Raw genomic sequence first — 26514 nt, forward strand, 5'->3', positions numbered from 1 at the left:
AATGCTTCAAGTTAAGTATGTTCTAAAACGAACATAGAACGACAACGAAGAAACGCGGGGCCGCAGAGCCCTCTACGGGAGAGAGCGGTGCGACCCCGCGTCTTCAAGCTCAGCGACGAGTACTAAGTCCAAGGGGGTTAGTACTTCGTCGTCGCATTAAATGGCTTAGTTCTTCACCATCTGGCGCAGCACGTACTGCAGGATGCCGCCGTGGCGGAAGTACTCTGCCTCACCCGGGGTGTCGATACGTACGTTAGCGTCGAACTCGACGGCGTCGTCGGAGTCCTGCTTGGTAGCGGTGACGTGAACGGTCTTCGGGATGGAGCCGTCGTTGAATCCGGTGATGCCTTCGATGTCGAAGGTCTCCGTGCCGTCCAGACCCAGGGACTCGTGGGACTCGCCCTCAGGGAACTGCAGCGGGATAACGCCCATACCGATGAGGTTCGAGCGGTGGATGCGCTCGAAAGACTCGGTAATAACTGCCTTAACGCCCAGAAGGTTGGTGCCCTTTGCAGCCCAGTCACGGGAAGAACCGGTGCCGTATTCCTTACCAGCGATAACGACCAGTGGGATACCGGCTTCCTTGTAGTTCTCGCATGCATCGTAGATGTATGCCTGAGGTGCGCCCTCTTGGGTGAAGTCGCGGGTGTAACCACCGGTCTCATCCACCAGCTGGTTAGCCAGGCGGATGTTGGCGAAGGTACCGCGCATCATGACCTCGTGGTTACCGCGGCGGGAACCCAAGGAGTTGTAGTCAGAGCGGGACACGCCGTTCTCATCCAGGTACTGCGCGGCCGGGGTGCCCGGCTTGATGGCAGAAGCAGGGGAGATGTGGTCAGTGGTGACGGAATCGCCCAGCTTCGCAAGAACGCGAGCGCCCTTGATGTCCTCAACTGGGTCCGGTTCGGTCGGCATGCCCTCGAAGTACGGAGCCTTGCGGATGTAGGTGGAGTCCTCATCCCACTCGAAGGTCTCGCCCTCTGGAACATCCAGGTTGCGCCATGCGTCGTCGCCCTTGAAGACGTCGGCGTAGTCAGCCTCGTACATCTCGCGGGAGATGGCGGACTGGATGGTGTCCTCGATCTCCTGCGGGGTAGGCCAGATGTCCTTCAGGAAGACATCGTTGCCGTCTTCGTCCTGACCCAGCGGCTGGTTGTCAAAGTCGAAGTCCATGGTGCCGGCAATAGCGTAAGCGATAACCATGATTGGGGATGCCAAGTAGTTCATCTTGACGTCCGGGGAGATACGACCCTCGAAGTTGCGGTTACCGGACAGGACTGCGGTAGCTGCCAAGTCGTTCTCGTTGATGGCTGCAGAAACTTCCTCTGGCAGCGGGCCGGAGTTACCAATGCAGGTGGTGCAGCCGAAGCCGGACAGGTAGAAGCCCATAGCCTCGAGGTCCTTCCAGAGGTCTGCACGCTGGAAGTAGCCATCGACAACCTGGGAACCAGGCGCACAAATGGTCTTGACCCATGGCTTGGAGCGCAAGCCCTTTTCAGCGGCCTTACGTGCAATCAGACCAGCACCCACCATGACCGATGGGTTAGAGGTGTTGGTGCACGAGGTGATGGAGGCAATGGCCACCATGCCGTGGTCAAGGGTGTACTCACCGCCGTTGTCAGGTTCAACGGTGATCGGGTTGGAGTGACGTCCCTTAGCGCCAACCGCTGCGGATTCGCCGTGGCCCTCGCGAGACTTGTTCAGGCCGCCGGTGACATCATCGTCGCCAGGCGCGCCGCCCTCACCGGACATGCGCTTAGCCTCAACGGAGGAGTCGTCGACGCATACTTCGTCGGTGGTGTAGTTGGACAGATCCTTACGGAACTGCTCCTTGGCCTCCGAAAGAAGGATGCGGTCCTGCGGGCGCTTCGGGCCGGCGATGGACGGCTCAACGGTGGACAGGTCGAGTTCGATGTACTCGGAGTACTCCGGCTCCGGAGTATCCTCTGCCAGCCACATGCCCTGGGCCTTAGCGTACTGCTCGACGCGGTCGATCTGCTCTTGCGGGCGACCGGTGAGCTCGAGGTACTTGGTGGTCTCTTCGTCGATGGGGAAGATGGCCGCGGTGGAACCGAACTCTGGCGACATGTTGCCGATGGTGGCGCGGTTAGCCAGCGGGACGGACTTAACGCCGTTGCCGTAGAACTCTACGAACTTCTGGACAACGCCGTGCTCACGCAGCATCTCCGTGATGGTCAAGACGACGTCGGTTGCGGTAACGCCGGTCGGGATTTCGCCGGTGAGCTTGAAGCCAACAACCTTCGGGATGAGCATCGATACCGGCTGGCCAAGCATGGCAGCCTCTGCCTCGATGCCGCCAACGCCCCAGCCCAGGATGCCCAGGCCATTTTCCATGGTGGTGTGGGAGTCGGTACCGATACAGGTATCCGGGTATGCAAGGCCCTCGTTGTCAAAGACAACGCGGGAAAGGTACTCGATGTTGACCTGGTGGACAATACCGGTTCCCGGAGGAACAACGCGGAAGTTGGAGAAGTTCTCAGCACCCCAACGCAGGAACTGGTAGCGCTCTTCGTTGCGCTGGTACTCGATTTCGACGTTCTTCTCAAGAGCGTCGGTGGAACCAAAGGCCTCAACGATAACGGAGTGGTCAATAACCATCTCGGCAGGGTTCAGCGGGTTCACCTGGTCTGGCGTGCCGCCAAGAGCGGACACGGCCTCACGCATGGTTGCGAGGTCGACGACACAGGGAACGCCGGTGAAGTCCTGCATGAGGACGCGGGCCGGGGTGAACTGGATTTCAGTATCCGGCTCGGACTTTGGGTCCCAATTGGCAAGGGCCTTGATGTGGTCCTCGTTTACATTCTTGCCATCCTCATTGCGCAGCAGGTTTTCTGCCAGCACCTTGAGGGAGTACGGCAACTTCTCCATGCCAGGAACCGTGTTGATGTCGAAGTAGTCGTAAGACTTACCGTTGACATCAAGGGTCTTCTTGGCGTCGAAGGAGTTCAAGCTTTCAGTCACAGGGAGCTCCATTCCTTGTTGATAAACAGTGTGTTCTGTTTTGTACTCGCCGCCTGCTGGAGTTGCGGGATAAACAAAAGGCGTGCGACCAATTGATGGTTGCGACGAAGCCATGGGGCCCGCAGTGCCAAAGACGGCAAAGAACGCGATGGTTCACCTATTTATTGTAGAGGTAAAAACCTTCCGTTGCTCTCATTGTAACGGGACAAGCGTTCTGTTTAAAGTTATTGGCGGCTCTCGGCGCGTTAACTGCGCGAACGGCCGCGGTAACCTTTATCTTTAGAAAAGATTGGCCCAGGCACAAGCGCAGTGCACAACCCCCGATCTCAGGTGCACAAGCCCCCGTAATAGGGAAGAAGAGGGAAGGGGATTGAATGGTTCCAGATGAAGTGGACGTTCCACAGTTGGCCCAGCAGCTCAAGGAGGATGGCGTTGCTTATTCCGCGCCCTCATTGGAATCGGACGCTCAGCTGAATGCGGACGTCGCCAAGCAGCTGCGCGAGGGTGACGGGCTTGCCGTCGTCGACGTTTCTGTCTCCAAGGCCGCAGACGCGCGCGATATTGCGCAAGAACTATATGACGCCACGGGACTACAGACCGTCATCGTGCAGACCCCGCGCCATGTCTCCTCGGTCAGCGAGAACTATAGCCGCGCGGATATTGAATCCACCCAAGCGCAGTTAACGCCGGGGCTCAATCAGGTCGATCTCTTAGAGCGGTACTACGCGGGGCTTGAGCACAGCAGCTTTCCGATGATCGCTATCGTCGTCGCCGTCTTAATTCTCGCCCTAGTTTTTGGCGGCCTAAGTTACCGGCGCGCCTCCCGGTATCGCGAAACGCGAGGGTAAGTAGCACCCCTCAGGGAAGTTAGGAGTAGGGCGAAAAGCGGCCTCGAAACTAGCCAGCTTCCAGACATGTTTGTTCGAAAAAGTAGTGGACATTTTCCGTTCTTTGAGCCTCCAGTGCGGCCCAAATTTTTCCGCCGATGCGGGCCCGAAATTTCAAGGGTGAGGGAGTCCCCGTGGCCCGTCGCGCCGAAAGGCGTGGGGAAGCCGCACCGAGATTTATGGAAAATGATCGTCAAGTGGCGGCGTCGTAGTTGGGGCATCTATAGGCCTCCGCCGGGTGGCACCGGGCGCCCGCGAATGAAGAAAACTCCACACGCCTAAAGGAGGCCAGGGGAGCGGGGGAGGGGTCGAAGTAAAGGCTTAGTGGTTGACTTCGGCCGGGGGAGTGGTTCTCGAGCGGTGAATCGGCCCTGATTTTGGCCACACCTATGGCTGGGAGGGTCGTGAAATCTAGAAATTGAAGTGATGAACATCACAATAACGGGATGGTAACAAAATCATTGCAGGTTAGGTACGCCTGTTGTGTCATGTGGTTTAACTTGACTCCACGTAATTAAGTGGAATGTGTGCGAAAAGGGCGTGTCGTGACGTATGGTTCGAGTGTCGACTCAAGGGACATGAATATCTTCTTGAGTTCATGGGCTTAGCCTTGACGGTCAATTGAAGATTCACACGGGTATGTGGGGAAGCACGCCTCGCGGGAATCGAGGAATTGGCGGTACTTGGAAGTCAATGAACCACGAGGGACCTCTCGAACGGGAGGGCAGAAAAACTTTTCACTTGAGCGATGACAATGTTCGAAAAAATAAACATCAACCCACCTTCCTTAAAAGTGGTGAGACGAGTTCGCTAGAGCTCCATCGTGTGGGTATGCGGATGTGGTTCTCCCTGAACCCTTCAACGTTGGATTCCCGGAGAAGCGGGACCCAGTCGCAAGGTTCGCGGAGGAGCGCAGTCGGGTACGCGCAGAATGAGAGAAAGAGGGAACCGAAATCACACTAGGGCCAGCATCGTGTGGCCTGTTCATGGTTTGTGGCCGCTTGCCCTCGCAGGGATGAGCTCAGATTTGGAGCTGTACTTTCACTGCGCCGCGGAGAGTTGAGCCAAGGATCATAGGGCAGTTCTCACTATGCCAAGCGCAGCGTGCGAGGGGGCCTAGACTCTGTCAGCTACCCAAACTCACCGCACGCCATAAGCGAAGCTCGATGAAGATGCGCCAATCCCGGATCTCCCGGATTGGCACTGCGATGGGAGCATAGATGCTTCCCGCAAGGCTAGGGCGCTCACGCTCACAATAAACCGCGTAGGAAACGTAGGAGAAGTGCACCATATACATCGCTGGTATGGGGAAATAGTAGCGAGTGATGGGCATTGAGCCGTGAGGCAGCACACTTAAGCATCAGTGCATCGGGCTTTAGACATGCGCACTCCCTAAGTGAAGTCTCTAGATTTTCGGGCACATGTTCCGTTTACCTCCTGGAGCCGAGTGCTGCCAGGGCGATGACGCCTACCCATAATCCTCCGGGTAGGTAGCAATTGGATGTGGAATACTCCACTAAAGACTCTGGGCTTGCTGCTGTGCGAAATGCGCAAGCTAAGGGTCTCGGGCATTCCTATGTCCATTTACGGCTCATTGTGTCCCAATCTTAAAAAGGAAGGTGGTCCAACAAGGAGAATTCCAGTGGCCACCATTCGTTTACCGCGCATTCGACACGTTCGCGCAATCATTGCTGCAGTCGCAGGTACCGCAGCGCTAGCACCCCTGACCGCCGTCGCTCCCGCGGGAGCAGAAGAATACCCCGATCCCGCCCAGGCCGATGCCGATGCCTCCATAGCCCGCGCTGTATCCAATGTTGATGCTCAGCAGCGGGAAGTAGATCAGCTACGGCAGCTGCTCGACCAGGCAGAGGAACAAGCAGCGGCCGCGACGGATCGCATCGCCGAGCTTTCGGCCGATCCTGAGGTTGCAGACGATGCGACAGAGCTTGACCAGGCGTATGCCGAGAAGCGCGCAGCTGAGTCGGCATTGGTCGAGCACCGCCGCAACTTGGCCCAGCGGGAAGCGCAAATGAATGCCACGCGCAACTTCGCCGAGGCCTCTTTTGCACACCAGCAGCAGGCAAGGGAAGTGACCCACCAGGGCGACCTTCCAAGTGCGCAAAATCAAGATAATAACCTTGATTTTAGGGTAGATGCGGATGCGCTTGCCGATGATTCCGTCAAGTCCCAAAGCTTGAATAAAGACAAGGTTCAAGACTTTACCGACGAAATCGTTCCGGATGAAGCACCACTACCTGAGGCGGCCAACGATGGCGCCGCTGTAGAGGGGCAGGCTCACTCGACTACCCCGAAGGCAGAGTTCGGCACCGCGCTTAACCAAGGGGCAACGCCGTCCTTTAACACGGTGGACTACGGCACCGGATCCTCGGCATCGGATGTTATGGACATTGCCGGCGAGCTCGCCGCAGCCGTCGATCAGGACGATGTGCGGGCGCTGATGGCGGGATCCGCGGACCTGTTGGGGATTGGCAGCCCGGATACGGCGCCATCGGCAAGCACCGACCCTTCCGCCCTCAGTCAGGGGCCAGGTGCCCCATCCAGCGCTGCCCCGGGCAACAGCAACCAGATTGAAGCGGTCATCGCTCGCGCAGAATCTGTGATCGGAACCCCATACGTGTGGGGCGGCGGCGACAATAATGGCCCCACCGGTGGCCTCCGGGACGGCGGCATTGCCGATAGCTTTGGTGACTACGGCCGCACCGGCTTTGATTGCTCTGGATTGACTAAGTACGCGTTCGCCGCAGCCGGCCTGGATCTTCCACACTATTCTGGTGCGCAGTACCAAATGGGCAATAAGGTCTCCCGCGATAACATGCAACGCGGCGACCTCATCTTCTACGGTGCCGGCGGCAGCCAGCACGTGGCGATCTACTTGGGCAATGACCAAATGATTGAGGCCCCACAGTCTGGACAGAATGTACAGGTCTCCCCTGTGCGCTGGGCTGGTGCGACCCCGGATGTCGTGCGCCTTCTCTAATTCTTACCCTTGTGGTTGCTACTATTTAGGGCATGACTGACGCACAGCATCCTGCCCAAAAAATCGACGCCCTCCTCGTTCTTTCTTTCGGTGGCCCGGAAGGAAACGAGGAGGTCGTTCCGTTTTTAGAGAACGTTACGCGGGGGAGAGGCATTCCTCGCGAGCGCTTAGAAGTAGTGGGCAAGCACTATTACCACTTTGATGGGGTAAGCCCGATCAACGGCCTGAATCGGGAAATTATCCATAACGTCGAAGGCGAGCTGAAAAAACGCGGACATAATCTACCGGTTTATTTTGGCAACCGAAACTGGCACCCCTTTGGTACGGCTACCGCTGAAAAAATGGCGGAAGAGGGGATCCGCAACGTGGCCGTCTTTGCCACCTCGGCTTGGGGCGGTTACTCCGCGTGCCGGCAATACGATGAGGACATTGCGGCGATGCGCCAGCACCTTGCAGATAAGGGGCTGCCAGAAATCGAGTTCACCAAGATTCGGCAGTTTTATGATCACCCCAAGTTCATCGCGGAGATGGTCGATGCCGTCGCCGAGGCCTGGCAGCGTATCCCCGCCGAGAAGATGGACAGCGCGCGCATGCTGTTTACGGCGCACTCCGTGCCGAATGCACACGATAATGTCGGTGGCGCCGACGGGGACAAGAACCTCTACTCCCGGCAGGTAGCCGAAGCTTCCCGCTTGGTGGCTGAGCGCGCCGGAATCTCGGATTACGATTTGGTCTGGCAATCGCGCTCCGGCAATCCAAAGACGCCGTGGCTAGAACCTGACATCGTTGACCACACCACCGCAATTCATGACCGCGACGGGGTAGACGCCGTCGTTGTATGCCCCATCGGTTTTATCTCCGATCACATGGAGGTCATCTGGGACTTGGATTCTGAGCTGCAAGCCGCAGCCGATGAAATGGGCGTACAGGTCGAACGCGCCCGTACCGCTGGCCCCTCCCAGCGTTTTGCCGGCATGATCGTGGATCTGGTGGAAGAACTCGAGCAGGGGCAACCGTGGGAGACCAGCGGGAATGTCACCGTCCAGGGGTGTACCGCCAACGGCGCGCCCTGCGCTGCGGGCTGCTGCGATATCCGCGCTCACTAAGGGGCCGGCGAGCCCCGCTCTAGCGGGCGAATTCCGCTGCCGAATAAGCCACTCCCGTCATCCGCGCCTGCCGGATATGGCGCCACAGCCGGAGAAGCTCCGGGTCGAGGCTGTGATCGTTGATCCTATCCGTGACTGTTTCGATGATCGCGGCAACGCGGTCCGCGCGCGCAAAGAGCTTTGCAGCCCGTGGCGGGGTGGCTGGTGGCAGGCCGGGCGTGTCATAAAAATCGTTCAAGGTCCCCACCGTGAGCCGGGGATTATTAAGAGCGGTGGACTGGTAGCCGGTGGCCGTAATGAGATCGGCGGATTCATCCGTTGCCTTAGTCAACAATGCGTCCGCCTCGCCGGGGCTTAGCCAGGCAGGCGAGGGCAGCGGCTGATCCTCGCGGATCACCTGCCATGCCGTGTGGGCTCGACGGGGATGGGGGATAAGGACGAGCGAGGCTTCCGGATCATTGGTGCGCACCACAATGGCGCCTGCTGAACTTTGCGTGGCTGCACGGGCAGACTCTGAGCCCGCGGGAAGCGCCGGCGCTTCACCCGGCCCGGATAAAATGAGCCGGAGGAGGGGCTCCCCGCCCGCGCCTGGCTGAGAGGTGAGCTCTTGTGTTTCGGCGCGCAGCAGGGCGAGCAAGTCGATGAAGGGGGATTCATCGAGGCATTCGGGGCGCCCGCCCAGTTCCGTCAATGCATCGAGCAGCTCATCTGTTGTCTCATGTCCCCACAACCACGCAGCGAGCCAGATGGCGGAGTTTTGGAGAGGGGACCACACTTCGGCGCGCATATCCATGGCGAGCAAGTGTAGTAGATAGACTATCGGGCCATGAGTTTAGATCCTTATGGCGGAGATATTTTTGCTGGGCACCGACGCAGCAAGCCCACCCAGTACCCAGAAGTGCCGGCAGAGCCGGGCATGGTGGTGGAAGTGCGCGGTGATGACTTTGTGGGCGCCGTTTTAGGCGTGGATAAGACCGTCTTTGGTGAGGTCGTGCGGCTAGAAGACCGCCACGGTGTCGAGCGAGTATTTAACCTTATCAAGGGTGGATTCTTAGTAGAAGGCCAACCGGTGACGCTGACGAGGTACGTGCCCAAGCAAGCACCCCGCAAATCGAATTCGGGTTCTAGGCGGGTAGAAAACGTGGAGGCCAAGGTGGCAGCGCCATCGCGCATTTGGGTCGAGGGCGTCCACGATGCCGCCATCGTGGAAAAGGTGTGGGGGCACGATCTGCGCGTCGAAGGCGTGGTCGTGGAATACCTAGAAGGCTTGGATAACCTCGAAGAAAGGCTGGCCGAGTTTCAGCCTGGCCCTGGCCGCCGGGTCGGCGTGCTCGCGGACCACCTGGTCAAGGGGTCGAAAGAAACGCGAATGACCGAGTCTGTGGGAGAGCACGTTCTAGTCACCGGCCATCCCTTTGTCGATATTTGGGCGGCAGTAAAACCGCAACGGGTAGGCCTGCAAGCATGGCCGGAGGTACCGCGCGGTGAAGATTGGAAGACCGGAATCTGCCGCCGCGTGGGATGGTCTGATCCCTCCGATGGGTGGCGCCACGTTTATAACGCGGTGCATTCGTTCCGGGATTTGGACTCGAGCCTTATCGGGGCGGTCGAGCGGCTGGTGGATTTTGTGACCACGCCGGAGCTGCACAAATCAGACCTTGTCTAAGCCGCCGCGGGCCGATCTTTCTGGGCCTAGGCTAGATTGGCCCGTTCAATGAGGTTGACCGCCAATTGCCACCCGGCCATCTCGGCGCTCCAGCCCGCAGCCTGCAGCCTTTGGGACATCGCCTGTTTGGAAATGCCCAATTCTTCCGCGGCCTCATTTTGATTGAGCCCCGCCCTTACGAGCGAGGTCGCCTCGCGGCCCTCGATGGTGCGCTTATTGAGCACGTATCCAATGAGCGCGAAGGCGGCGGCGATATCGCTTGCCTCCGCGGAACGGCCGCGCTTATTGAGCTTGGTGTAGACCTGTCCCATGCGGGCGGAATTTTTCAGCGCCGCGGTGGCCACGTGGCGCGCGCTTTTCTCGTCTGCCTGGTTTCCGGGGCTGATACCAATGCCGATGGCCCAGTCGCCATCGGCAAGCAAGGCCATGACGACCTCACACACCGCGGTGGCGGAATCGACAACGGCGCAAATATCCTCCACACCAAGGACGTGAAACTCGCCGACGCCCTCGAGGGTGGATAGCGCGGCCGCCGAGCGCTGCACGAGCTCAGCGCGGCGCACGGAACGCCCACGGTAGCGGGCATGGACAGCGAGCACGAGGATCCTCCTTTATTGCGAGCAGTTCGTTACAGTCTACCGCTTAACCTTGACTGGACGGGAGTCGGCAGGCGCGAATCGAGTACAAGCCCGCCGATGCCGGCGAGGGCAAAGACGATAAAGGCAGCGATGATCCCAGGGCTGGCCGTACCGGTAAGCGCATCGCCGAAAAAGACGCCGATGACCGTAGTGGGAATCGAGCCCACAAACGTAGCCACCGTAAAGTGCGAAACGCTGATGGGGGTAAGCGCAGCGACGTAGTTGAGGAGGCTAAAGGGCACCCCCGCGACCATGCGCAGGGAAGCGATGGCCAGCCAACCGCGCCGCTCCAAGTGGGTATTGATGGTATAAACCGCGGGGTGGGCAAGGTGCGGCCTGATCCATTCTCCGAGCAGGCTGCGCACAATCAGCAGCGATAATACGGCCGAGATGGTGAGCGCGAATAGCGAAATGGCAAGACCCTGCCAGGGGCCGAAAAGGATGCCTACTGCAACCGTCCAGATGGTCCGAGGCAGGGGAAATTGCGTAAATATGACATAACCTAGCGTGAAGGCAACCGGAAACCACGCACCCAGGTGGGCAGCGGCCGTCCGCATCTGGGAGAGATCGGGAATGTCGAGCCAGACAAAAAGCGCAACTCCAGCAAGCGTGAGCGCGATGATGAGTACCCAACGTTGCGGTGACCACGCGCGGACTGAGCCCCACGCAGAGTGGGCGAGTTGAACGCAGAAGCTACCAAAGCTGCGTATCCAATCCCGGAAAGTGGTCATGCGTTCGTATCGTAGTCGGCGCGGCCGTGCTTTTAGAAAAGAGCAGTACTTATAGAAAAATCTCGAGGCACCGTAGGAACGATGTCTCGAGACTTCACAGTGTGCCCGGAGGGGGACTTGAACCCCCACGTCCGTTAATAGGACACTAGCACCTCAAGCTAGCGCGTCTGCCATTCCGCCACCCGGGCAGGGTGTTTGCAACCTCTCGGTTGGGCACCTCGAAACTTTATCGTGTTCGGCCTTTGGAATACAAATCGCCAGGTAAACGCTCATAAACCGGACGATCGCAAGGCGGGTAAATACATCCTTGTAACTTGGGTGGCCGCAGCACCCAGATAGGGGCACGGTTTGAAACCAGCTGGACGGTGGTGGGGTGAGTGGGAGGGGCATCGACAAGCGCGTGTGATCTGCGGTACAAAGGGGTACATGACTTCTTATGCAGATGACACTCGATTCCCCGGACCTGACCCCTATGCCCCGCTGCGCGATCTCCCCAGCTTCGGGCTGTCTTCTACCGACTTGGTAGAAGGCGATGAGATCCCAGAAAAGCACCGCGCACCGGAAAGCGTATCCCCGCAGCTGGCATGGTCCGGGCTGCCGGAGGGAACCAAGTCTTTGGCGGTTACCTGCTTTGACCCGGATGCACCGACCGCCTCCGGTTTCTGGCACTGGGCCGCTTTTAATATCCCCACCGATGTCTCCGAGCTGCCCACCAATGCCGGTGCGGCAGAGGACCTTGGCATCGACGGTGTTATCAGCCTGCGCAATGACTCCGGCAACCGCACCCATTTTGGTGCCAACCCACCGGCCGGCCACGCGCCGCACCGCTACCTCTACGCGGTCCACGCCGTAGACGTAGAAACCCTTGATATCGATCCGGATTCTTCCCCCACCGTCCTCGGCTTCAACTTGCACTTCCACGCACTGGGCCGGGCAATCCTGTGGGGTTGGTACGAGGCCAAGTAATGGCGAGTTCTGCTCCTAAAAATCCAGTGACCCCACCCGCAGCGCTGCGGGTGGGCGGCGCTTTTTTGGTCGTCGCTTTCGTGCTGGTCCTCTTCGCCCTGATCTCCGTCTTTAGCGATGGATGGGGCGCACCTTTTGTCTGGACCTACAGTAACCTCGCGATCGTTATCGCGGCGGTGATGGTGGGTGCCTTCAGCACGATGAGCAAAGAGCATGCCGGAAGCCGCGCGCAGATTATCGCCCTAGCGGTGGCGGTGGCCTTGATTATTGCTAGCCGCTTTCTGCCGCAGCACGATCTCCTGATTCAACAGCAGTATTGGCTGCTCTTTTATGCCGGCATGTCCGCCATCTGTGCCTTAATCTTGCGGCGCAGCGTCATGGCGACCTCCTAAGCTGGCCAATAAATAAGCAATGCCACGTGTATATACACGTGGCATGTTGTTTATCTGATGGCTGCTAGCTTATTGCCTTCCACGGCAGATTGGAGCCTACTGCCTCAGAGATATTGCTTAGGCCGTGGGCGCGAATCTGCTTGGCGATGCCCCTGTGAATGTCCCGAATCCAGTCCGGCCCGCCGTAGATGAGCCCGGTATAGCCCTGGAGGAGGCTGGCACCGGCGGCAATCCGCTCCCACGCCTGTTCCGGGGTGGTAATGCCGCCGACGGAAATAAGGACAAGCTGCGAGCCCACGCGCGCGTTCAGCCGGCGGAGTACTTCTAAGGAGCGCTCGGCCACCGGCGGGCCGGAAATTCCACCGGCGCCAAGGGCTTCTACCTCCGCGCGGGGAGTGCTAAGCCCCTCGCGGGAGATGGTGGTATTGGTGGCGACGATGCCGGCAAGGCCCAGTTCTACGGCGAGATCGGCAACGGCATCGACATTGGCATCCGAAAGGTCCGGCGCGATTTTGACCATCACGGGGACATCGGTGGAATCTTGCACGGCGCGCAGGATGGGGCGAAGCGATTCGACCGCCTGCAGGTCCCGCAACCCAGGGGTATTGGGGGAGGAGACATTGACCACCAAGTAGTCCGCCAGACCGCCTAAAACGGAAGCGGAACGGCGGTAATCATCCACGGCGCGTTCGGCCGGGGTGACCTTGGTTTTGCCGATATTAATCCCGATGACGTCGTTGTACCGGCGCTTGCGCAGGTTCTCTGCCACGGCGGCCGCGCCCTCATTATTAAAACCCATCCGGTTTAAGATGGCGGCATCTTCTTTGAGTCGGAAGAGGCGGGGAGTCGGGTTGCCAGGCTGCGCCTGCGCCGTGACGGTGCCCAGTTCGGCGTAGCCGAAACCTAGGGGAGACCAGGCATCGGCGGCAGCGGCGTTTTTATCAAACCCAGCCGCCAGGCCGAGCGGGCGCGGGAAGGTGATCCCGCATACTTCCTGTGTCAAGACCGGATCGTTGACCGGCAGGACGCGGCCGAGCGCGCGATTGGCGGGACCTGCCGCGTGCAGGCCGTGCAGCCCAGAATTGATAATGCCGTGGATGCGCTCGGGGCTTAAGCGAAACATCCCGCGCAGCGCCAGCTGATAGGCGCCTTTGCGCAGCGAATCGAAGGTCGAAACCATGAATTAAGACTCCTTTGCCTTTGTCAGGTGTGGATCCGCCACGAACTGCAGCCCCTGGCCGGATGCGGAGGCAACCACGATGGTGCCATTGGATAGGGCGGTCATATTTTGGGCATCGGCAAGCGTGGCAATCTCGCCGCGGGATTCGGGAACGCCCTTGTCAATGGAATAGGCGTGCGCGATGTTGTTATCGGTGGTGGTAACCCACGCAAGCTCGCGCGAATCATCCCAGGCCACCGCCCAGGGGGTGCCGTCGACCACGCCGTATTGGTGCAGGCGGACGACGTCATCGGAGGTATAGACCGCGATCCCGCCGCCCTCGGTATCGGAGGCGAGCACGACGCCGTTATTACCCACCGCGATTTGGCCGACACCCTGGCCAGCGCGCAACCGGCCGCCGGCGCGGTCATTGGGCCAATCGATATTCTGGATGGTGGAATCCGAACGCTGAATGCGCACAATCCCGTCATCGCCGTCCGCATTGGGAACGGCGAGCATCTGGTCCGAGCCGGCCTCGACGGAGATTTCGCCGTCCCGCGTGCCATCCTTGTACCGGCCGACCACAGCGGAGTCGCTCGCGGTGACAAAGACTTCGCCGGTGGAAAGTTGGGTCGCAGCGGTGACCTGGAAGTCTTCCTCCATCTTGATTTCTTCCGGTGACTCCGGCGCAGAAGGATCAATGAGTAGGACCTTATCCGGGCAAGCCAAGACGAATCCAGATTCGGAGGAGCTCAAATCGCCGCAGGTGGAATCGATATCGATGCTCTTGGCCTTCTTGGCGGCAAAGTCATCCTGGCTGCCAATGCGCACCTGGTCCGCGGTGCGAACGGCAATCGTATCCTTCACCGCGGCCAGATCCGTGATGTCTTCATCGAGGTCGATGACCGTACCGGCAGGATCGGTGTCGCTCGGAGAAGCGGCTGGGGTGGCGTTGCCCTTCACTGCGGTTTCGGGATCACCGCCTACGCCCACGGTGGAATCGCAGGCGGCCAGCGCAGCAGTGGAGAGTGCTAGCAAGCTGGATAGTACGAGTGTGGAGCGGGATCGTGATTTCACGGATACTTATCCTAACAGCGCGCGTTGCGATTTCCCGAAGCCGTGCGCGGCGGTAGTGTATGGCGGGTGATTTCTGATACCGCGACCGAAGCAGTTTCTTGGGCACAAGTTATCGTTTTATCCATTGTGCAGGGGCTTACGGAGTTTCTCCCGGTAAGCTCCTCGGGGCACCTGCGCATTGTTTCCGAGCTCTTTTGGGGCAACGATGCCGGTGCTTCCTTTACAGCCGTCATCCAGCTCGGCACCGAGCTTGCCGTGCTGGTTTATTTCGCCCCGATGATCTGGCAAATCCTCTCCGGATGGCTGCGTGGGTGGACCAACCCCGCCTCGCGCGGACAGGACTGGCGCATGGGCTGGATGGTCATCGCCGGATCCATTCCCATCGGCGTTATCGGGTTGGTTTTTGAAGATGCCATCCGCGGTGCGCTGCGCAACCTGTGGATCACCGCCGCGATGCTGATCCTTTTCTCCTTCGTCTTCATCGCCGCAGAGCGCGTGGGCTCCAAAAAGCGCGGTTATGACGAGCTCACGATGAAGGATGCCATCATCATGGGCTTGTGCCAGTGCTTGGCGCTGATTCCTGGCGTTTCGCGTTCGGGCGGCACTATTTCCGGTGGTCTTTTCTTGGGCCTCGACCGCGAGGTGGCCACGCGCTTTAGCTTCCTCTTGGCCATTCCGGCGGTGCTGGCGTCGGGGCTTTTTTCGCTTCCCGATGCCTTCGCGCCCGAGGCCGGTCAAGCCGCGTCCGGTATGCAGCTGCTCGTCGGCACCGGCATTGCCTTTGCCTTGGGCTACGCGTCGATTGCCTGGTTGCTGAACTTCGTGGGCAACCACTCCTTTGCATGGTTTGCGGCCTACCGCATCCCAGTAGGCATCCTCGTGATGATTCTGCTGGCCTTGGGAGTCCTACAGCCCATTTAAAGCACCCCATAAGTTCGCGTTAGGATAGGTGCCATGCATTCTTGGCCAACACCTTCTTATAGTCGCGTCCCAGGCGATGCGGCGCAGCTCTATCTCTACGATTCCGCGAATCAAACCAAGGCCCCCGTGCAGGTAAAGGGGGATACCGCCACCATGTACGTGTGCGGCATTACCCCGTATGATTCGACCCACTTGGGCCACGCAGCCACCTATCTCACTTTCGATCTGATTTACCGGCAGTTCCTGGACGCTGGCAAGAAGGTCAATTACGCGCAAAATATCACCGACGTCGATGACCCACTCTTTGAGCGCGCGGAGCGCGACGGCGTTGATTGGCGCGAACTCGGCACCTCCCAGATCGACCTTTTCCGCTCCGATATGGAGCTTTTATCGGTCATCCCGCCACAGCACTTCATCGGCGCTATGGAGGCGGTCGATGAGATCGTGGACATGGTGCAAAAGCTGTTGGATAACGGCGCCGCTTACGTGGTCGATGACCCAGAGTACCCGGATGTATATGCCTCCATCGATGCCACCGAGGAATTTGGCTACGAATCCAACTACTCGATGGAACAGATGCGGGAGTTTTTTGCCGAGCGCGGCGGCGACCCCGACCGCCCAGGCAAGAAGCACCCCATGGACGCCCTGATTTGGCGCGCCCACCGCGAAGGCGAACCGGCGTGGAAGTCTCCCTTCGGCCCCGGCCGCCCCGGTTGGCACATCGAGTGCTCTGCCATCGCCACCAACTACTTGGGCAGCACCTTTGATATCCAAGGCGGCGGCAGCGATCTGAAGTTCCCGCACCACGAATTTTCCGCCGCGCATGCAGAGGCCGCATTGGGCGTAGACCGCATGGCGCAGTTCTACGTCCACACCGGAATGATCGGCCTCGACGGCGTGAAAATGTCCAAGTCCCTGGGCAACCTGGTCTTCGTCCACAAGCTTGTGGAGCAGGGCGAGGATCCCTCCGCCATCCGCCTTGGCGTATTCTCCGGCCACTACCGCGCCGAGCGGGATTGGTCCGATGAGGTGCTCGACCAGGCCAAGGCCCGCCTGGCCACCTGGCGGACCGCACTGGAGGCCCCTGGGTCCCTGTCGGCTGCAGAAGGTGCGGTAGCGGGGCTTCGCCAAGCGCTTGCCGATGACCTCGATACCCCCACCGCCCTGCGCGCCATCGACGATTGGGCAGGCAGTGACCGCGGCGAGGACGAGGAAGGGGCTGCGCAGTTGGTGCGTACCGCACTTGATTCGCTGCTCGGCGTGCGGGCCTAGCCAACTTAGGGCAATATCGACAGCATGAGCATTCGCGCAGATTTCCAACCCACCGTTGATGAGTTCATTGCTGATCTGAAGTCCTTTGCCACCGGTGATTACCTCAAGGATGAGGAAAAAGAGTTCTGGGAGGCGCCGTTTAACGCGGCGGTGCTACCAGAACTTAAAGGCCACCTCGAGCAGATGCTGGACGGGCTAGACGGGCTGCCGGATGATCCTGATGGCGGCCAGCTCGCCGCGGTGCTGAATAAGACCGTTAAAAAACTCGCCACCTTTAATCGCAAGCAACACGATGCCGTGGTGGAGCCGGAGGAAAAAGAAGAAATCGCCGAGCTTATGTACAACGCCTCCGCGGCAACCGGTGCCGATGATGAGGCGCTATCACAGATTCCCGAGTTGGACTTCTAAGCCTCTTTACGGCGCCAGCCCGCCGTGGGTAGATTCCTAAGGTGAAGTTGATCGATCACCGCGCAGCGCGAATATCCTCGTTGAGCCTTAATTCTATGCCGGAAAATCCGGTGGAGTGTGTATGACCACAGTGAGTAATTCCCAGCTTTTGCCCCGTCCAGCGGCGATTTTCTGGGACATGGACGGCACCTTAACCAACTCGGAGCCCCTGTGGGGCGAGGCGACGTACTACCTTTCAGAAGTGCTGGGAAAACGCCTTACCCCAAGCCAACGGATGGATACGGTGGGGGCTACTTTTACGACGACGCTGCGCATTTGCGCCGACAACGCTGGGGTTGTCTTGGGCGCAGGCGATGTCGAGGCCTACCGGCACAAGATGTTTGATTATATGAAGACTCTTTTTGCCGGCCGCCTCGAAATCTTTCCCGGCATCCCTGAGCTTTTAACTTCGCTGCTCCACGACGGCATGCCGATGATGGTTACGACGAATACGGACCGCGACGTTGCGGACGCCGCCATTGCGGTCATCGGCAGCGAGTATTTCGTAGACACTATTTGCGGCGATGAAGTTCCCACCGGCAAGCCTGCCCCAGACATGTACTTGGAAGCGGCTCGGCGCCTGCAGCTTGATCCAACTCAGTGCCTCGTATTTGAGGATTCCCCGGCGGGTATGCGCGCTGCCGTGGCCGCGGGATGCACCGTTATCGGTCTGCCAGAAGATGAAGGAGTGGAAGTACCGGACGGGGTAGTAGAAATCTCTCGGCTGCGCGATTCGCGTCACCTCGCGGGCGCGCTCCACACGGATGTCTACGAGTGGTTCCGGGCTATCCAGGAAATGAACTAAAACCCTTCGCATTGTCTGCTTACCTGTGGAACAATAGTTAGCCGTGAAGGATTTTGAGACACTTTTTGCTGAGCTACTAAACAAAGCAGACCAGAAGCCTGAGGGCTCTGGGACCGTCCAGGCGCTGGAAGAAGGCGCCCATCATATTGGCAAAAAGATCATCGAAGAGGCAGGCGAGGTATGGATCGCCGCCGAATACCAGTCCGATGAGGAACTGGCGGAAGAAATGTCGCAGCTTATCTATTGGACGCAGGTCATGATGATCAAGCGTGGCCTGCGCCCTGAAGATATTTATAAATACCTATAACTTGTTGCCTCCTGCGGTGGAGCAAAATTCTTGGAGAACAGCATGATCAAAATTGCAGTACCAAATAAAGGGGCCTTATCGGAGGCGGCTTTAGAAATCCTTGGTGAGGCCGGATATAAGGGGCGCGGCCACTCCAAAACGCTGAACGTGGTGGATTTGGATAACGGGGTGGAGTTTTTCTTCCTCCGCCCGAAGGACATCGCGATCTATGTTGCCCGCGGCGTGCTCGATCTAGGGATTACGGGGCGCGATTTGGCGCTCGATTCCAATGCCCAATTTAAAGAAGTCCTCTCGCTCGGCTTCGGCGACTCGACATTCCGCTACGCCGCACCCCAAGGAGAGGGGTGGGATATCTCTCACCTAGAGGGCAAGCGTGTGGCGACGTCGTACCCGAATTTGGTCCGCCAGGACCTGGCGGAGAAGGGAATTTCCGCCGATGTGATCCGCCTAGACGGGGCGGTGGAAATCTCCATCCACTTGGGCGTGGCCGATGTGATTGCTGATGTCGTGTCAACTGGTACTACGCTGCGGCAGCAGGGCTTGGCGCCCTTTGGCGAACCCATCGTCACCTCAGAAGCCGTGGTTATCAAACGCCACGATGCAGAGGTGATGCCGGAAGAGCAGGTGGTCTTAGGCCGCATCCAAGGAATTTTGCACGCCCGCACCTACCTCATGATTGACTACAACATCGCGGAAGAAAATCTGGACAAAGCAGCTGGTGTTACTCCGGGTCTGACTGGACCCACGGTCTCACCGTTGGCGCGGCAAGACTGGGTGGCGGTGCGTGCGATGGTTCCGCAGAAGGAAGCCAACCAGATTATGGATCGACTTTCCCAACTCGGTGCGGAGGCAATTTTGGCTTCCGATCTCCGCATTGCCCGCTTTTAGGGGGAGTATTAAATTCTTGGTCGTCCCAACTGGGGCGAAACGTGGCTACCATTGGCGCTTGAGAACATTTACTCGGACATCATTCTCGACAGGCAAAGGAGCCGCGCCATCATGGCAAAGTCGTCTAAGAAAGAAGAAAAAGACACTAAGTCTGCTGCAAAGGAAGGGCAGGAAAAGCAGGAGGATAAGACCACCCATTCTGCACAGAAAAAGGTAGCTGAGCAGAAGCAGCCAAAGACGTCGAGCAAAAACACTCGTACGGAGACCGACCTGATCGGTGACTTGGAAATTCCTGCTGATGCCTACTTTGGTGTCCACACCGTCCGCGCGATGGATAACTTCCAGATTTCCTACGTGACCATTAACACCATTCCGCACTTCATCCGCGGCATGGTGCAGGTCAAGAAGGCCGCTGCGATGGCCAACCGTCGCCTGCACGTGCTTCCAAAGAAGAAAGCAGAGGCCATCATCTGGGCGTGTGACCAGATCTTGGACGAGGGCCGCTGCATGGACCAATTTCCGCTCGATGTATTCCAGGGCGGCGCCGGCACCTCGTTGAACATGAACACCAATGAGGTCGTTGCCAACCTGGCGCTTGAGCACTTGGGGGAGGAGAAGGGCTCCTACGACATCATCAACCCCAACGATGACGTCAACATGTCCCAGTCCACCAACGATGCTTACCCAACTGGCTTCCGTCTGGGCCTGTACGCTGCCATCGATGACCTCGTCGTGCGCATCGACAGCCTGCGTTCCGCATTCCAAGACAAGGGCAATGAGTTCCAAGACATCCTGAAGATGGGCCGCACCCAGCTACAGGATGCCGTCCCCATGACCTTGGGCGATGAGTTCAAGGGCTTTGCCAATAACCTGAACGAGGAGCAGGCCGTTCTGCGCGACGCACAGAGCCGCTTGCTGCAGATCAACCTCGGTGCTACTGCCATCGGCACCGGCGTTAACACTCCAGCCGGCTACCGTCACCAGGTTACTGCCGCCTTGTCTGAAGTCACCGGCCTGGAGATGAAGACTGCAAGCGACCTGATCGAGGCCACCTCTGACTGCGGTGCCTACGTATTCTTGCACTCCGCCATCAAGCGCGCCTCCATGAAGCTGTCCAAGATCTGTAACGACCTGCGCCTGCTGTCCTCCGGTCCACGCGCTGGCCTTGGCGAAATCAATCTGCCGGCCCGCCAGGCAGGTTCCTCCATCATGCCGGGTAAGGTCAACCCAGTTATCCCAGAGGTGGTCAACCAGACCTGCTTCAAGGTCTTCGGCAACGACCACGTCGTGACCATGGCCGCAGAGGCAGGTCAGCTGCAGCTCAACGTGATGGAGCCGGTCATCGGTGAGGCGCTGTTCCAGTCCATCCGCATTATGGGCAACGCGGTTGATGCGCTGCGCGAAAAGTGCGTCACCGGTATTACCGCTAACGCCGATGTGTGCCGCCAGTACGTGGAGAACTCCATCGGTATCGTCACCTACCTGAACCCATTCATTGGCCACCACAACGGTGACGAGATTGCTAAGGAATCCCTCAAGACCGGCAAGGGCGTCAAGGAACTCGTCCTGGAGAAGGGCCTTCTTGATGAGGCAACGCTGAACAAGGTGCTGTCGGTAGAAAACCTCATGCACCCAGAATTCCGCGGCCAGCTTTTCTTGGACGAAAACTAAGTAAAGCCCGCGATCCATAGCGCAACATTCCGCACACACCGTGCTCCCTCTTCCCGTGGAAAACGGGAGGGGAGTACTCCACGGTGTGTGCGGCCTCTTTCGTCTATGCCCGAATTGGTGTCTCCCGCTTCCATAGCGCAGTGGCATGGAAATATACCGAACGGTTTATAACGCGAGGTAGAACACATGTGGGAACCGACACAAACGGGCATATTGTGTCAATAAAACAACACATTCAGGGCAAAATAGAAGTGTAAGGGTGGTCCACGACCGGCAGGTCAAGGCGGGTCCACTACGTGTAGTTGAGAACGTGTGGAGTGTATCCATGGTTATTGTTCATATTGTCATCGTTCTCGCGGCCATTATCTTGGGTGCGAGAATTGGGTCCATAGGTATCGGCATGGCCGGTGGCCTGGGCGTTCTCCTTTTGGGTGTTGCGGGAGTTCCCGTAACTAGGGAAGACATTCCGTTCGATGTCATCGCCATCATCATGACGGTGATTGCGGCCATCGCCGCCATGCAAAAAGCCGGCGGCATGGACTATTTGGTTCACGTGGCCGAGAAGTTCCTGCGCAAAAACCCTAAGAAAATTACGTACTACGCACCCATTGTGACGTGGCTGATGACGGTCCTTGCCGGTACCGGCCACACCTCCTTTTCTACGCTGCCGGTGATCGTCGAGGTGGCCAAGGAGGGCAAGGTCCGCCCGTCGCGCCCGCTGTCTATCGCGGTCGTCGCCGCGCAGATGGGTATCTGTGCCTCACCGATTTCGGCCGCGGTGGTCATCCTGGCTGGCCTGCTGGAGCCCATGGGCGTGGGGTACCTCCAGGTGCTCGGCGTGCTGATTCCAGCTACCTTCCTGTCCATCTTCCCGGCAGCGTGGCTGGCCAATAGGTTTGGCAAGGAACTGGAAGATGACCCCGTCTACCAAGAGCGCAAGGCGCAGGGCTTGGTCAAAGCGCCGATTGGTGCTAGCAAATATGAGCCAAAGGAAGGCGCTAAGTCTTCCGTCGTTATCTTCCTTATCGCCATCGTCATCGTCATGGCGTGGGCTACCATTTCTTCCGAGCAGGTTGGTCTCATTACGGATCCCACGTTGCCGCGCAATGAGGCGATTATGACCGTCATGCTTTCGGCCGCAACGATCATCGTGCTCAAGACCAAGATTCCGGCAGCTGACGTCCTCAACACCCCGGTATTTAAATCGGGCATGTCTGCCTGCATCTGTGTGCTGGGTGTCGCGTGGTTGGGAACCACCCTCATCAACCACTACTTGGACGATATTCAGGCCTTGGCTGGCGACGTCATCGAAGCTTCGCCATGGTTGCTGGCAGTAGTGCTCTTCTTCGCCGCAGCCCTGCTGTACTCGCAGGCCGCCACCACCAAGGCACTCATGCCCGCCGCCTTGGCGCTGGGAGTAAGCCCGGTTACCGCCGTGGCCGCATTCCCGGCAGTATCTGCCCTGTTCATCCTGCCTACCTACCCAACGTTGCTGGCAGCAGTCGAAATGGATGATACGGGCACGACCAAGATCGGCAAGGCCGTCTTTAACCACCCATTCCTTATCCCCGGCGTGGTCAGCATTGTCGGTTCCGTGCTCTTGGGCTACGCACTCGGCGCGGTAATCATTTAGCGAGTCCTTCAATTCGCATTCCCAGTGGCGTCTTCTCCGCGGAGAGGGCGCCACTTTTATGTGGGAGCCCTTCATAAAAATGTTGTGTCTCACATTTGATACCCCATGCGACTTGGCTTATGCCAGAAATCGGTAGGGTAGGTGCTATGACTACGCAGCCATACGATGTTGAAATCGCACAAGCCCATAACCTGCAGCCGATTGCGAAGATCGCAGCCAAAGCAGGCATCCCCGAAGATGCAGTAATTCCCTTTGGTTCCACGAAGGCCAAGGTGGATATCACCAAGGTGGACTACGCCAAAGACAAGCGCGGCAAGCTCGTGCTGGTGACAGGAGTGTCCCCAACACCTGCCGGGGAAGGAAAATCTACGGTGCTTATCGGCTTGACCGATGCGCTGGACCAGATCGGGAAGAAGGCCATCGTGGCCCTGCGCGAGCCATCCCAGGGCCCGGTCATGGGCATCAAGGGCGGCGCCGCGGGCGGCGGTTACGCCCAGATTGTGCCGATGGCGGATATTAACCTGCACTTTACTGGTGACTTCCACGCCATTGCCGCGGCAACGAATACGCTGGCGGCCATCATCGACAATCACATTCACCAGGGCAACCAGCTGGGCATCGACCCGCGCCGCGTCACGTGGCAGCGCTGCGTCGACGTGAACGACCGCGCACTGCGCAATGTGGTCACCGGGCTCGGCGGCCCTGCGCACGGCGTGCCGGCAGAAACTGGCTTTACCATTACGGCAGCCTCCGAGATCATGGCTATTTTGTGCTTGGCGACGAGCCTCGATGACCTCAAGCAGCGCTTGGGCGATATCACCGTCGGTTTTACCTATGACCAACGCCCAGTGACCGCGCGCGAGCTCGATGCGGAAGGTGCACTGACCGCGCTGATGCGCGATGCCTTGAACCCGAACCTTGTACAAACCCTCGGCGGGGTTCCCGCACTCGTGCACGGTGGTCCCTTCGCCAATATCGCGCACGGCTGCAACTCCTTGCTGGCGACGCAGACCGCGCTGCAGTTCGGCGATATCGTGCTGTCTGAAGCCGGCTTCGGCGCAGACCTCGGCGGCGAGAAGTTTATGGATATCAAGTCCCGCTTTGGTGACCTGGACGTGGCCGGCGCGGTGGTTGTGGCGACGATTCGCTCACAGAAGTACAACGGGGGCGTTGCCAAGGACAAGCTCACCGAGGAAAACCTTGAGGCGCTGCAGAAGGGCATCGTCAACCTTGAGCGCCACGTAGAAAACCTGCGCAAATTTGGGATCAAGCCCGTCGTCGCGCTGAACCTCTTCTGGTCTGATACGGAGGCGGAGCGCCAGTTCATGCGCGATTGGGCCAACGACTTCGGCGTGGCCTTGGAAGAGGCTAACGTCTGGGCCGAAGGCGGCGCGGGAGCGACGAAGCTGGCCGAGACCCTGTTGGAGAACCTCGAGGGCGGCGCGCAGCAGCTCTACGATCCGGAAGAAGGCATCGAGGCCTCCATCAAGACCATCGCCCGCGAGATCTACCGCGCGGACCGCGTGGAATACGGCTCCAAGGCTGTGAAGGACCTGCAGTACATCAAGGACAATGGCTGGGATAAACTGCCCGTAGTCATTTCCAAGACGCAGTATTCCTTCTCCGATGAAGCAACGGCATTGGGCGCACCGGAAGGCCACACGCTGCACGTGCGCGAGCTACTGCCGCGCACCGGTTCCGGGTTCATTGTGGTGCTGACCGGTAACGTGATGACTATGCCAGGCCTGCCTAAGAAGCCGGCGGCTAATAATATCGACGTCGCCGCCGATGGCACGGTATCCGGACTGTTCTAAAAGGTTTTAATCCGCCGCGGAGCCCGGCCACCCCGGGTACTCCGGCGGCGTGCCGCCAAATTCGGGGCATATTGCCTGATGCGCGCACCAATCACAGAGCTTGGAGCGCTTCGGGCGAAAGTCCCCGGCGCGCCCATCGGCTTCAATCTTGGCCCACAGCTGGCCTAGATCGCGCTCGAAGTATTCGAGCTCTTCCTGGCTAGGAGCTAAAAACATCGAGTCCAGTACCTTGAGATACATCAGCCGCAGTTGGTGGGGGATGATACCCAGCAGGCGCCAGTACACCAGGGCGTAAAAGCGCATCTGGAATTGGGCGCTCTGGGAAAACCGCGGTGCTGGTTTCTTTCCCGTCTTATAATCCACGACGCGCACCTCGCCGGTGGGGGCGCGGTCCACGCGGTCAATAAACCCGCGCACGGGTACGCCATTGGGCAGGACCGTATTGACATACATCTCGGTTTCTTGGCAGTCGAAGCCCTGCGGGTTTTCCATCTGGAAATATCCCTTGAGCAGTTCGCGGGCGGCGACGAAGAAGTCATACGTTTCTTCTTCGGGCACGAGCTCGAGCAGTTCAGCGTCCTTTTCTGTCATCGCGGCCCAGCTTGGTTTAATCATCTTTACCGCTGCCGGGTAGGTGCGCTCTTCGCGCGGGAGTTTATGCGTTTCTTCTAAAACCGCGTGGACCAGGGTTCCCTTAACTTGGGCGATGGTCTTGGGCTCGGGAATCTTGTCGATGGCCCGGAAACGATAGAGCAGCGGGCACTGCTGGTAGTCGGAGGCTCGCGAAGGCGACAGCGCAAGGGGACGGGGCCGGGGGCGGGAACGGGGAGTAGATGAAGTAGCCATGGTGTATCTAGCCTATCGCCGTTAGTTTCGTGGCAAGCTAGAAGGTATGAGTTATACCGATAAGTTCCTTGATTTTCTGGCGGCCTCGCCGTCGTCGTACCACGCCGCGCATGAGGTAGCGCGCCAGCTGCAAGAATCTGGCTTCCAGGTTCAGGATGAGCGCGAGGATTGGTCGGCCGCACCGGGCGGGCACGTCATGGTCCGCGGCGGCGCGGTTGCCGCGTGGTACGTGCCGGAAGGCGCCGATAAGAACTCCGGTTTTCGCATCGTTGGCTCGCATACCGATTCGCCGGGCCTGGCGCTTAAACCAACGCCCGATTTTTCCGCTGCGGGCTGGCAGCAGGTAGCGGTGGAAATCTACGGCGGCGCCTTGCTGCATACCTGGTTCGATCGCGAACTTACCGTCGCCGGCCAGGTCGTGACCACGGATGGGCGCCAGCACCTCGTGAATACGGGCCCAGTCCTGCGCCTTCCTTCGCTGGCTATTCACTTGTACCGCAAGGATGAGTTCAAGCCGGACCGCCAAAAGCACATGCAGCCGGTGCTGACGGTTGGCGATGAAGAGGCGTCGATCCTGCAGGTGGTGGGGGAGCAGGCGGGCATCGCCAAGCAGGATATTGCTTCCTTCAACCTGATTACCGCTGATGCCGCCCGGGGTGCCGTCTTTGGCGCGGGCGAGAAATTCATCGCGGCTGGCCGCATGGATAACCTGACATCGGTGCACGCCTCGCTCGAGGCCATGCAGAGCGCTGCGCAGGACTATGACGGTTCCGATATTTTGGTCATGATGGCCTTTGACCACGAGGAAGTGGGCTCGAGCTCCCGCTATGGTGCCGCCGGGCCGATCCTGCAGGACGTGCTGACTCGCACCGCCCGCGCGCTGGGGGCCAATGAGGAAGAGCGATTCCAGATGTTTGCGCGTTCTAGCTGCGTGTCTGCCGATGCCGCGCACTCGGTGCACCCCAATTACGCGGATAAGCACGACCCCACCCACCAGCCGATCATTGGGCAGGGCCCAGTGACCAAGATCAACGGTAACCAGCGCTACGCCTCCGATGCGCAGACGATTGCGCTGTGGGAGACCGCGTGTGCCAAGGCTGGGGTTCCGGTGCAGCGCTTCGTGGGCAATAACGATGTGCCGTGTGGCTCGACCATCGGCCCGATTACCGCAACGCGGCTGGGCATCGACACCGTCGATGTGGGCGTGCCGATGCTTTCGATGCACTCCGCGCGCGAGATGGTGGGCGAGCAGGACCAAATATGGCTCTCGCGGGCTCTTGAGGCATACTTGAAGGGTTAGTACCCACA

General features: G+C 59.1%; 23 protein-coding genes and 1 tRNA gene. 16 read left to right on the plus strand and 8 right to left on the minus strand.

Features of this window, described 5'->3' with window-relative positions:
- Positions 1-165: 165 nt before the first annotated feature.
- Positions 166-2982, minus strand: a complete 2817-nt coding sequence (can, locus tag HMPREF1261_RS09040; RefSeq protein WP_023017477.1) for an aconitate hydratase — start codon at positions 2980-2982, stop codon at positions 166-168.
- Between the two features lie 374 nt (positions 2983-3356).
- Here can and HMPREF1261_RS09045 point away from each other — a divergent pair, with 374 nt between their 5' ends.
- The 3 genes from HMPREF1261_RS09045 to HMPREF1261_RS09055 all read left to right on the plus strand — a co-directional run bounded on the left by HMPREF1261_RS09045 (position 3357) and on the right by HMPREF1261_RS09055 (position 7973).
- Complete coding sequence (locus HMPREF1261_RS09045) at positions 3357-3830, plus strand: DUF6676 family protein (protein ID WP_023028830.1); 474 nt, start codon at positions 3357-3359, stop codon at positions 3828-3830.
- Positions 3831-5511: 1681 nt separating this feature from the next.
- Entirely contained in the window at positions 5512-6867 is a 1356-nt protein-coding gene (locus HMPREF1261_RS09050; RefSeq protein ID WP_023030723.1) for an NlpC/P60 family protein, read from the plus strand.
- 32 nt (positions 6868-6899) lie between these two features.
- A complete protein-coding gene (locus HMPREF1261_RS09055) occupies positions 6900-7973 on the plus strand; it encodes a ferrochelatase (protein WP_023030724.1) in 1074 nt (357 codons plus the stop codon).
- A 19-nt stretch (positions 7974-7992) separates the two neighbouring features.
- Here HMPREF1261_RS09055 and HMPREF1261_RS09060 read toward each other — a convergent pair whose 3' ends face one another.
- A complete protein-coding gene (locus HMPREF1261_RS09060; protein ID WP_023030725.1) occupies positions 7993-8766 on the minus strand; it encodes a hypothetical protein in 774 nt (257 codons plus the stop codon).
- 33 nt (positions 8767-8799) lie between these two features.
- Here HMPREF1261_RS09060 and HMPREF1261_RS09065 point away from each other — a divergent pair, with 33 nt between their 5' ends.
- Entirely contained in the window at positions 8800-9639 is an 840-nt protein-coding gene (locus tag HMPREF1261_RS09065; RefSeq protein WP_023017483.1) for a DUF3097 domain-containing protein, read from the plus strand.
- A gap of 26 nt (positions 9640-9665) precedes the next feature.
- Here the strand turns inward: HMPREF1261_RS09065 and HMPREF1261_RS09070 are convergent, their stop codons facing one another.
- The 3 genes from HMPREF1261_RS09070 to HMPREF1261_RS09080 form a co-directional block, all read right to left on the minus strand.
- The gene (locus tag HMPREF1261_RS09070) at positions 9666-10238 is read right to left on the minus strand and encodes a hypothetical protein (protein WP_023030726.1); all 573 of its coding nucleotides are present in this window, start codon (positions 10236-10238) and stop codon (positions 9666-9668) included.
- A gap of 29 nt (positions 10239-10267) precedes the next feature.
- A complete protein-coding gene (locus HMPREF1261_RS09075; RefSeq protein WP_023030727.1) occupies positions 10268-11008 on the minus strand; it encodes a TVP38/TMEM64 family protein in 741 nt (246 codons plus the stop codon).
- 102 nt (positions 11009-11110) lie between these two features.
- Positions 11111-11196: transfer RNA gene (locus HMPREF1261_RS09080), tRNA-Leu, on the minus strand.
- Positions 11197-11434: 238 nt separating this feature from the next.
- Between HMPREF1261_RS09080 and HMPREF1261_RS09085 the strand changes: the two genes are divergently transcribed.
- Both HMPREF1261_RS09085 and HMPREF1261_RS09090 read left to right on the plus strand, forming a co-directional pair.
- Positions 11435-11974 carry a YbhB/YbcL family Raf kinase inhibitor-like protein gene (locus tag HMPREF1261_RS09085; RefSeq protein ID WP_023022376.1) on the plus strand — a complete coding sequence of 180 codons (540 nt, stop codon included), beginning with the start codon at positions 11435-11437 and terminating at the stop codon, positions 11972-11974.
- Positions 11974-12366: a hypothetical protein gene (locus HMPREF1261_RS09090; protein ID WP_023030728.1), complete on the plus strand. Its 393-nt coding sequence runs from the start codon at positions 11974-11976 to the stop codon at positions 12364-12366. The genes HMPREF1261_RS09085 and HMPREF1261_RS09090 overlap by 1 nt, the downstream gene beginning before the upstream one ends.
- Positions 12367-12430: 64 nt before the next feature.
- On the opposite strand, the gene HMPREF1261_RS09095 is transcribed toward HMPREF1261_RS09090, so the two are convergent.
- Entirely contained in the window at positions 12431-13546 is a 1116-nt protein-coding gene (locus HMPREF1261_RS09095) for a quinone-dependent dihydroorotate dehydrogenase (RefSeq protein WP_023030729.1), read from the minus strand.
- Positions 13547-13549: 3 nt separating this feature from the next.
- Positions 13550-14602 carry a hypothetical protein gene (locus HMPREF1261_RS09100; RefSeq protein WP_023030730.1) on the minus strand — a complete coding sequence of 351 codons (1053 nt, stop codon included), beginning with the start codon at positions 14600-14602 and terminating at the stop codon, positions 13550-13552.
- A 66-nt stretch (positions 14603-14668) separates the two neighbouring features.
- Here HMPREF1261_RS09100 and HMPREF1261_RS09105 point away from each other — a divergent pair, with 66 nt between their 5' ends.
- From HMPREF1261_RS09105 to HMPREF1261_RS09145, 9 genes are all read left to right on the plus strand, one after another.
- Entirely contained in the window at positions 14669-15523 is an 855-nt protein-coding gene (locus HMPREF1261_RS09105) for an undecaprenyl-diphosphate phosphatase (protein ID WP_005279182.1), read from the plus strand.
- A 33-nt stretch (positions 15524-15556) separates the two neighbouring features.
- Positions 15557-16795 (plus strand): cysteine--1-D-myo-inosityl 2-amino-2-deoxy-alpha-D-glucopyranoside ligase, encoded by a 1239-nt coding sequence (gene mshC, locus HMPREF1261_RS09110; protein WP_005282976.1) that lies wholly within the window; start codon positions 15557-15559, stop codon positions 16793-16795.
- Positions 16796-16819: 24 nt separating this feature from the next.
- Positions 16820-17203 (plus strand): hypothetical protein, encoded by a 384-nt coding sequence (locus tag HMPREF1261_RS09115; RefSeq protein WP_005279186.1) that lies wholly within the window; start codon positions 16820-16822, stop codon positions 17201-17203.
- A gap of 121 nt (positions 17204-17324) precedes the next feature.
- Positions 17325-18047, plus strand: coding sequence for an HAD family phosphatase (locus tag HMPREF1261_RS09120; protein ID WP_023030732.1), 723 nt, complete (start codon positions 17325-17327; stop codon positions 18045-18047).
- 43 nt (positions 18048-18090) lie between these two features.
- A complete protein-coding gene (locus HMPREF1261_RS09125) occupies positions 18091-18354 on the plus strand; it encodes a phosphoribosyl-ATP diphosphatase (RefSeq protein ID WP_005279188.1) in 264 nt (87 codons plus the stop codon).
- Between the two features lie 42 nt (positions 18355-18396).
- Positions 18397-19242 (plus strand): ATP phosphoribosyltransferase, encoded by an 846-nt coding sequence (hisG, locus tag HMPREF1261_RS09130; RefSeq protein ID WP_023030733.1) that lies wholly within the window; start codon positions 18397-18399, stop codon positions 19240-19242.
- Between the two features lie 111 nt (positions 19243-19353).
- Positions 19354-20913, plus strand: coding sequence for an aspartate ammonia-lyase (gene aspA, locus HMPREF1261_RS09135; RefSeq protein WP_023030734.1), 1560 nt, complete (start codon positions 19354-19356; stop codon positions 20911-20913).
- 325 nt (positions 20914-21238) lie between these two features.
- Positions 21239-22546 carry an anaerobic C4-dicarboxylate transporter gene (locus HMPREF1261_RS09140; protein ID WP_023030735.1) on the plus strand — a complete coding sequence of 436 codons (1308 nt, stop codon included), beginning with the start codon at positions 21239-21241 and terminating at the stop codon, positions 22544-22546.
- Between the two features lie 146 nt (positions 22547-22692).
- Positions 22693-24360 (plus strand): formate--tetrahydrofolate ligase, encoded by a 1668-nt coding sequence (locus tag HMPREF1261_RS09145; RefSeq protein ID WP_023030736.1) that lies wholly within the window; start codon positions 22693-22695, stop codon positions 24358-24360.
- Between the two features lie 6 nt (positions 24361-24366).
- Here the strand turns inward: HMPREF1261_RS09145 and HMPREF1261_RS09150 are convergent, their stop codons facing one another.
- The gene (locus HMPREF1261_RS09150; RefSeq protein WP_023030737.1) at positions 24367-25206 is read right to left on the minus strand and encodes a RecB family exonuclease; all 840 of its coding nucleotides are present in this window, start codon (positions 25204-25206) and stop codon (positions 24367-24369) included.
- A gap of 46 nt (positions 25207-25252) precedes the next feature.
- Here HMPREF1261_RS09150 and HMPREF1261_RS09155 point away from each other — a divergent pair, with 46 nt between their 5' ends.
- The gene (locus tag HMPREF1261_RS09155) at positions 25253-26506 is read left to right on the plus strand and encodes a M18 family aminopeptidase (protein ID WP_023030738.1); all 1254 of its coding nucleotides are present in this window, start codon (positions 25253-25255) and stop codon (positions 26504-26506) included.
- The last annotated feature ends 8 nt before the right edge of the window (positions 26507-26514 follow it).

This window comes from Corynebacterium sp. KPL1818, from assembly GCF_000478135.1.
GTDB classification, from domain to species: domain Bacteria; phylum Actinomycetota; class Actinomycetes; order Mycobacteriales; family Mycobacteriaceae; genus Corynebacterium; species Corynebacterium accolens.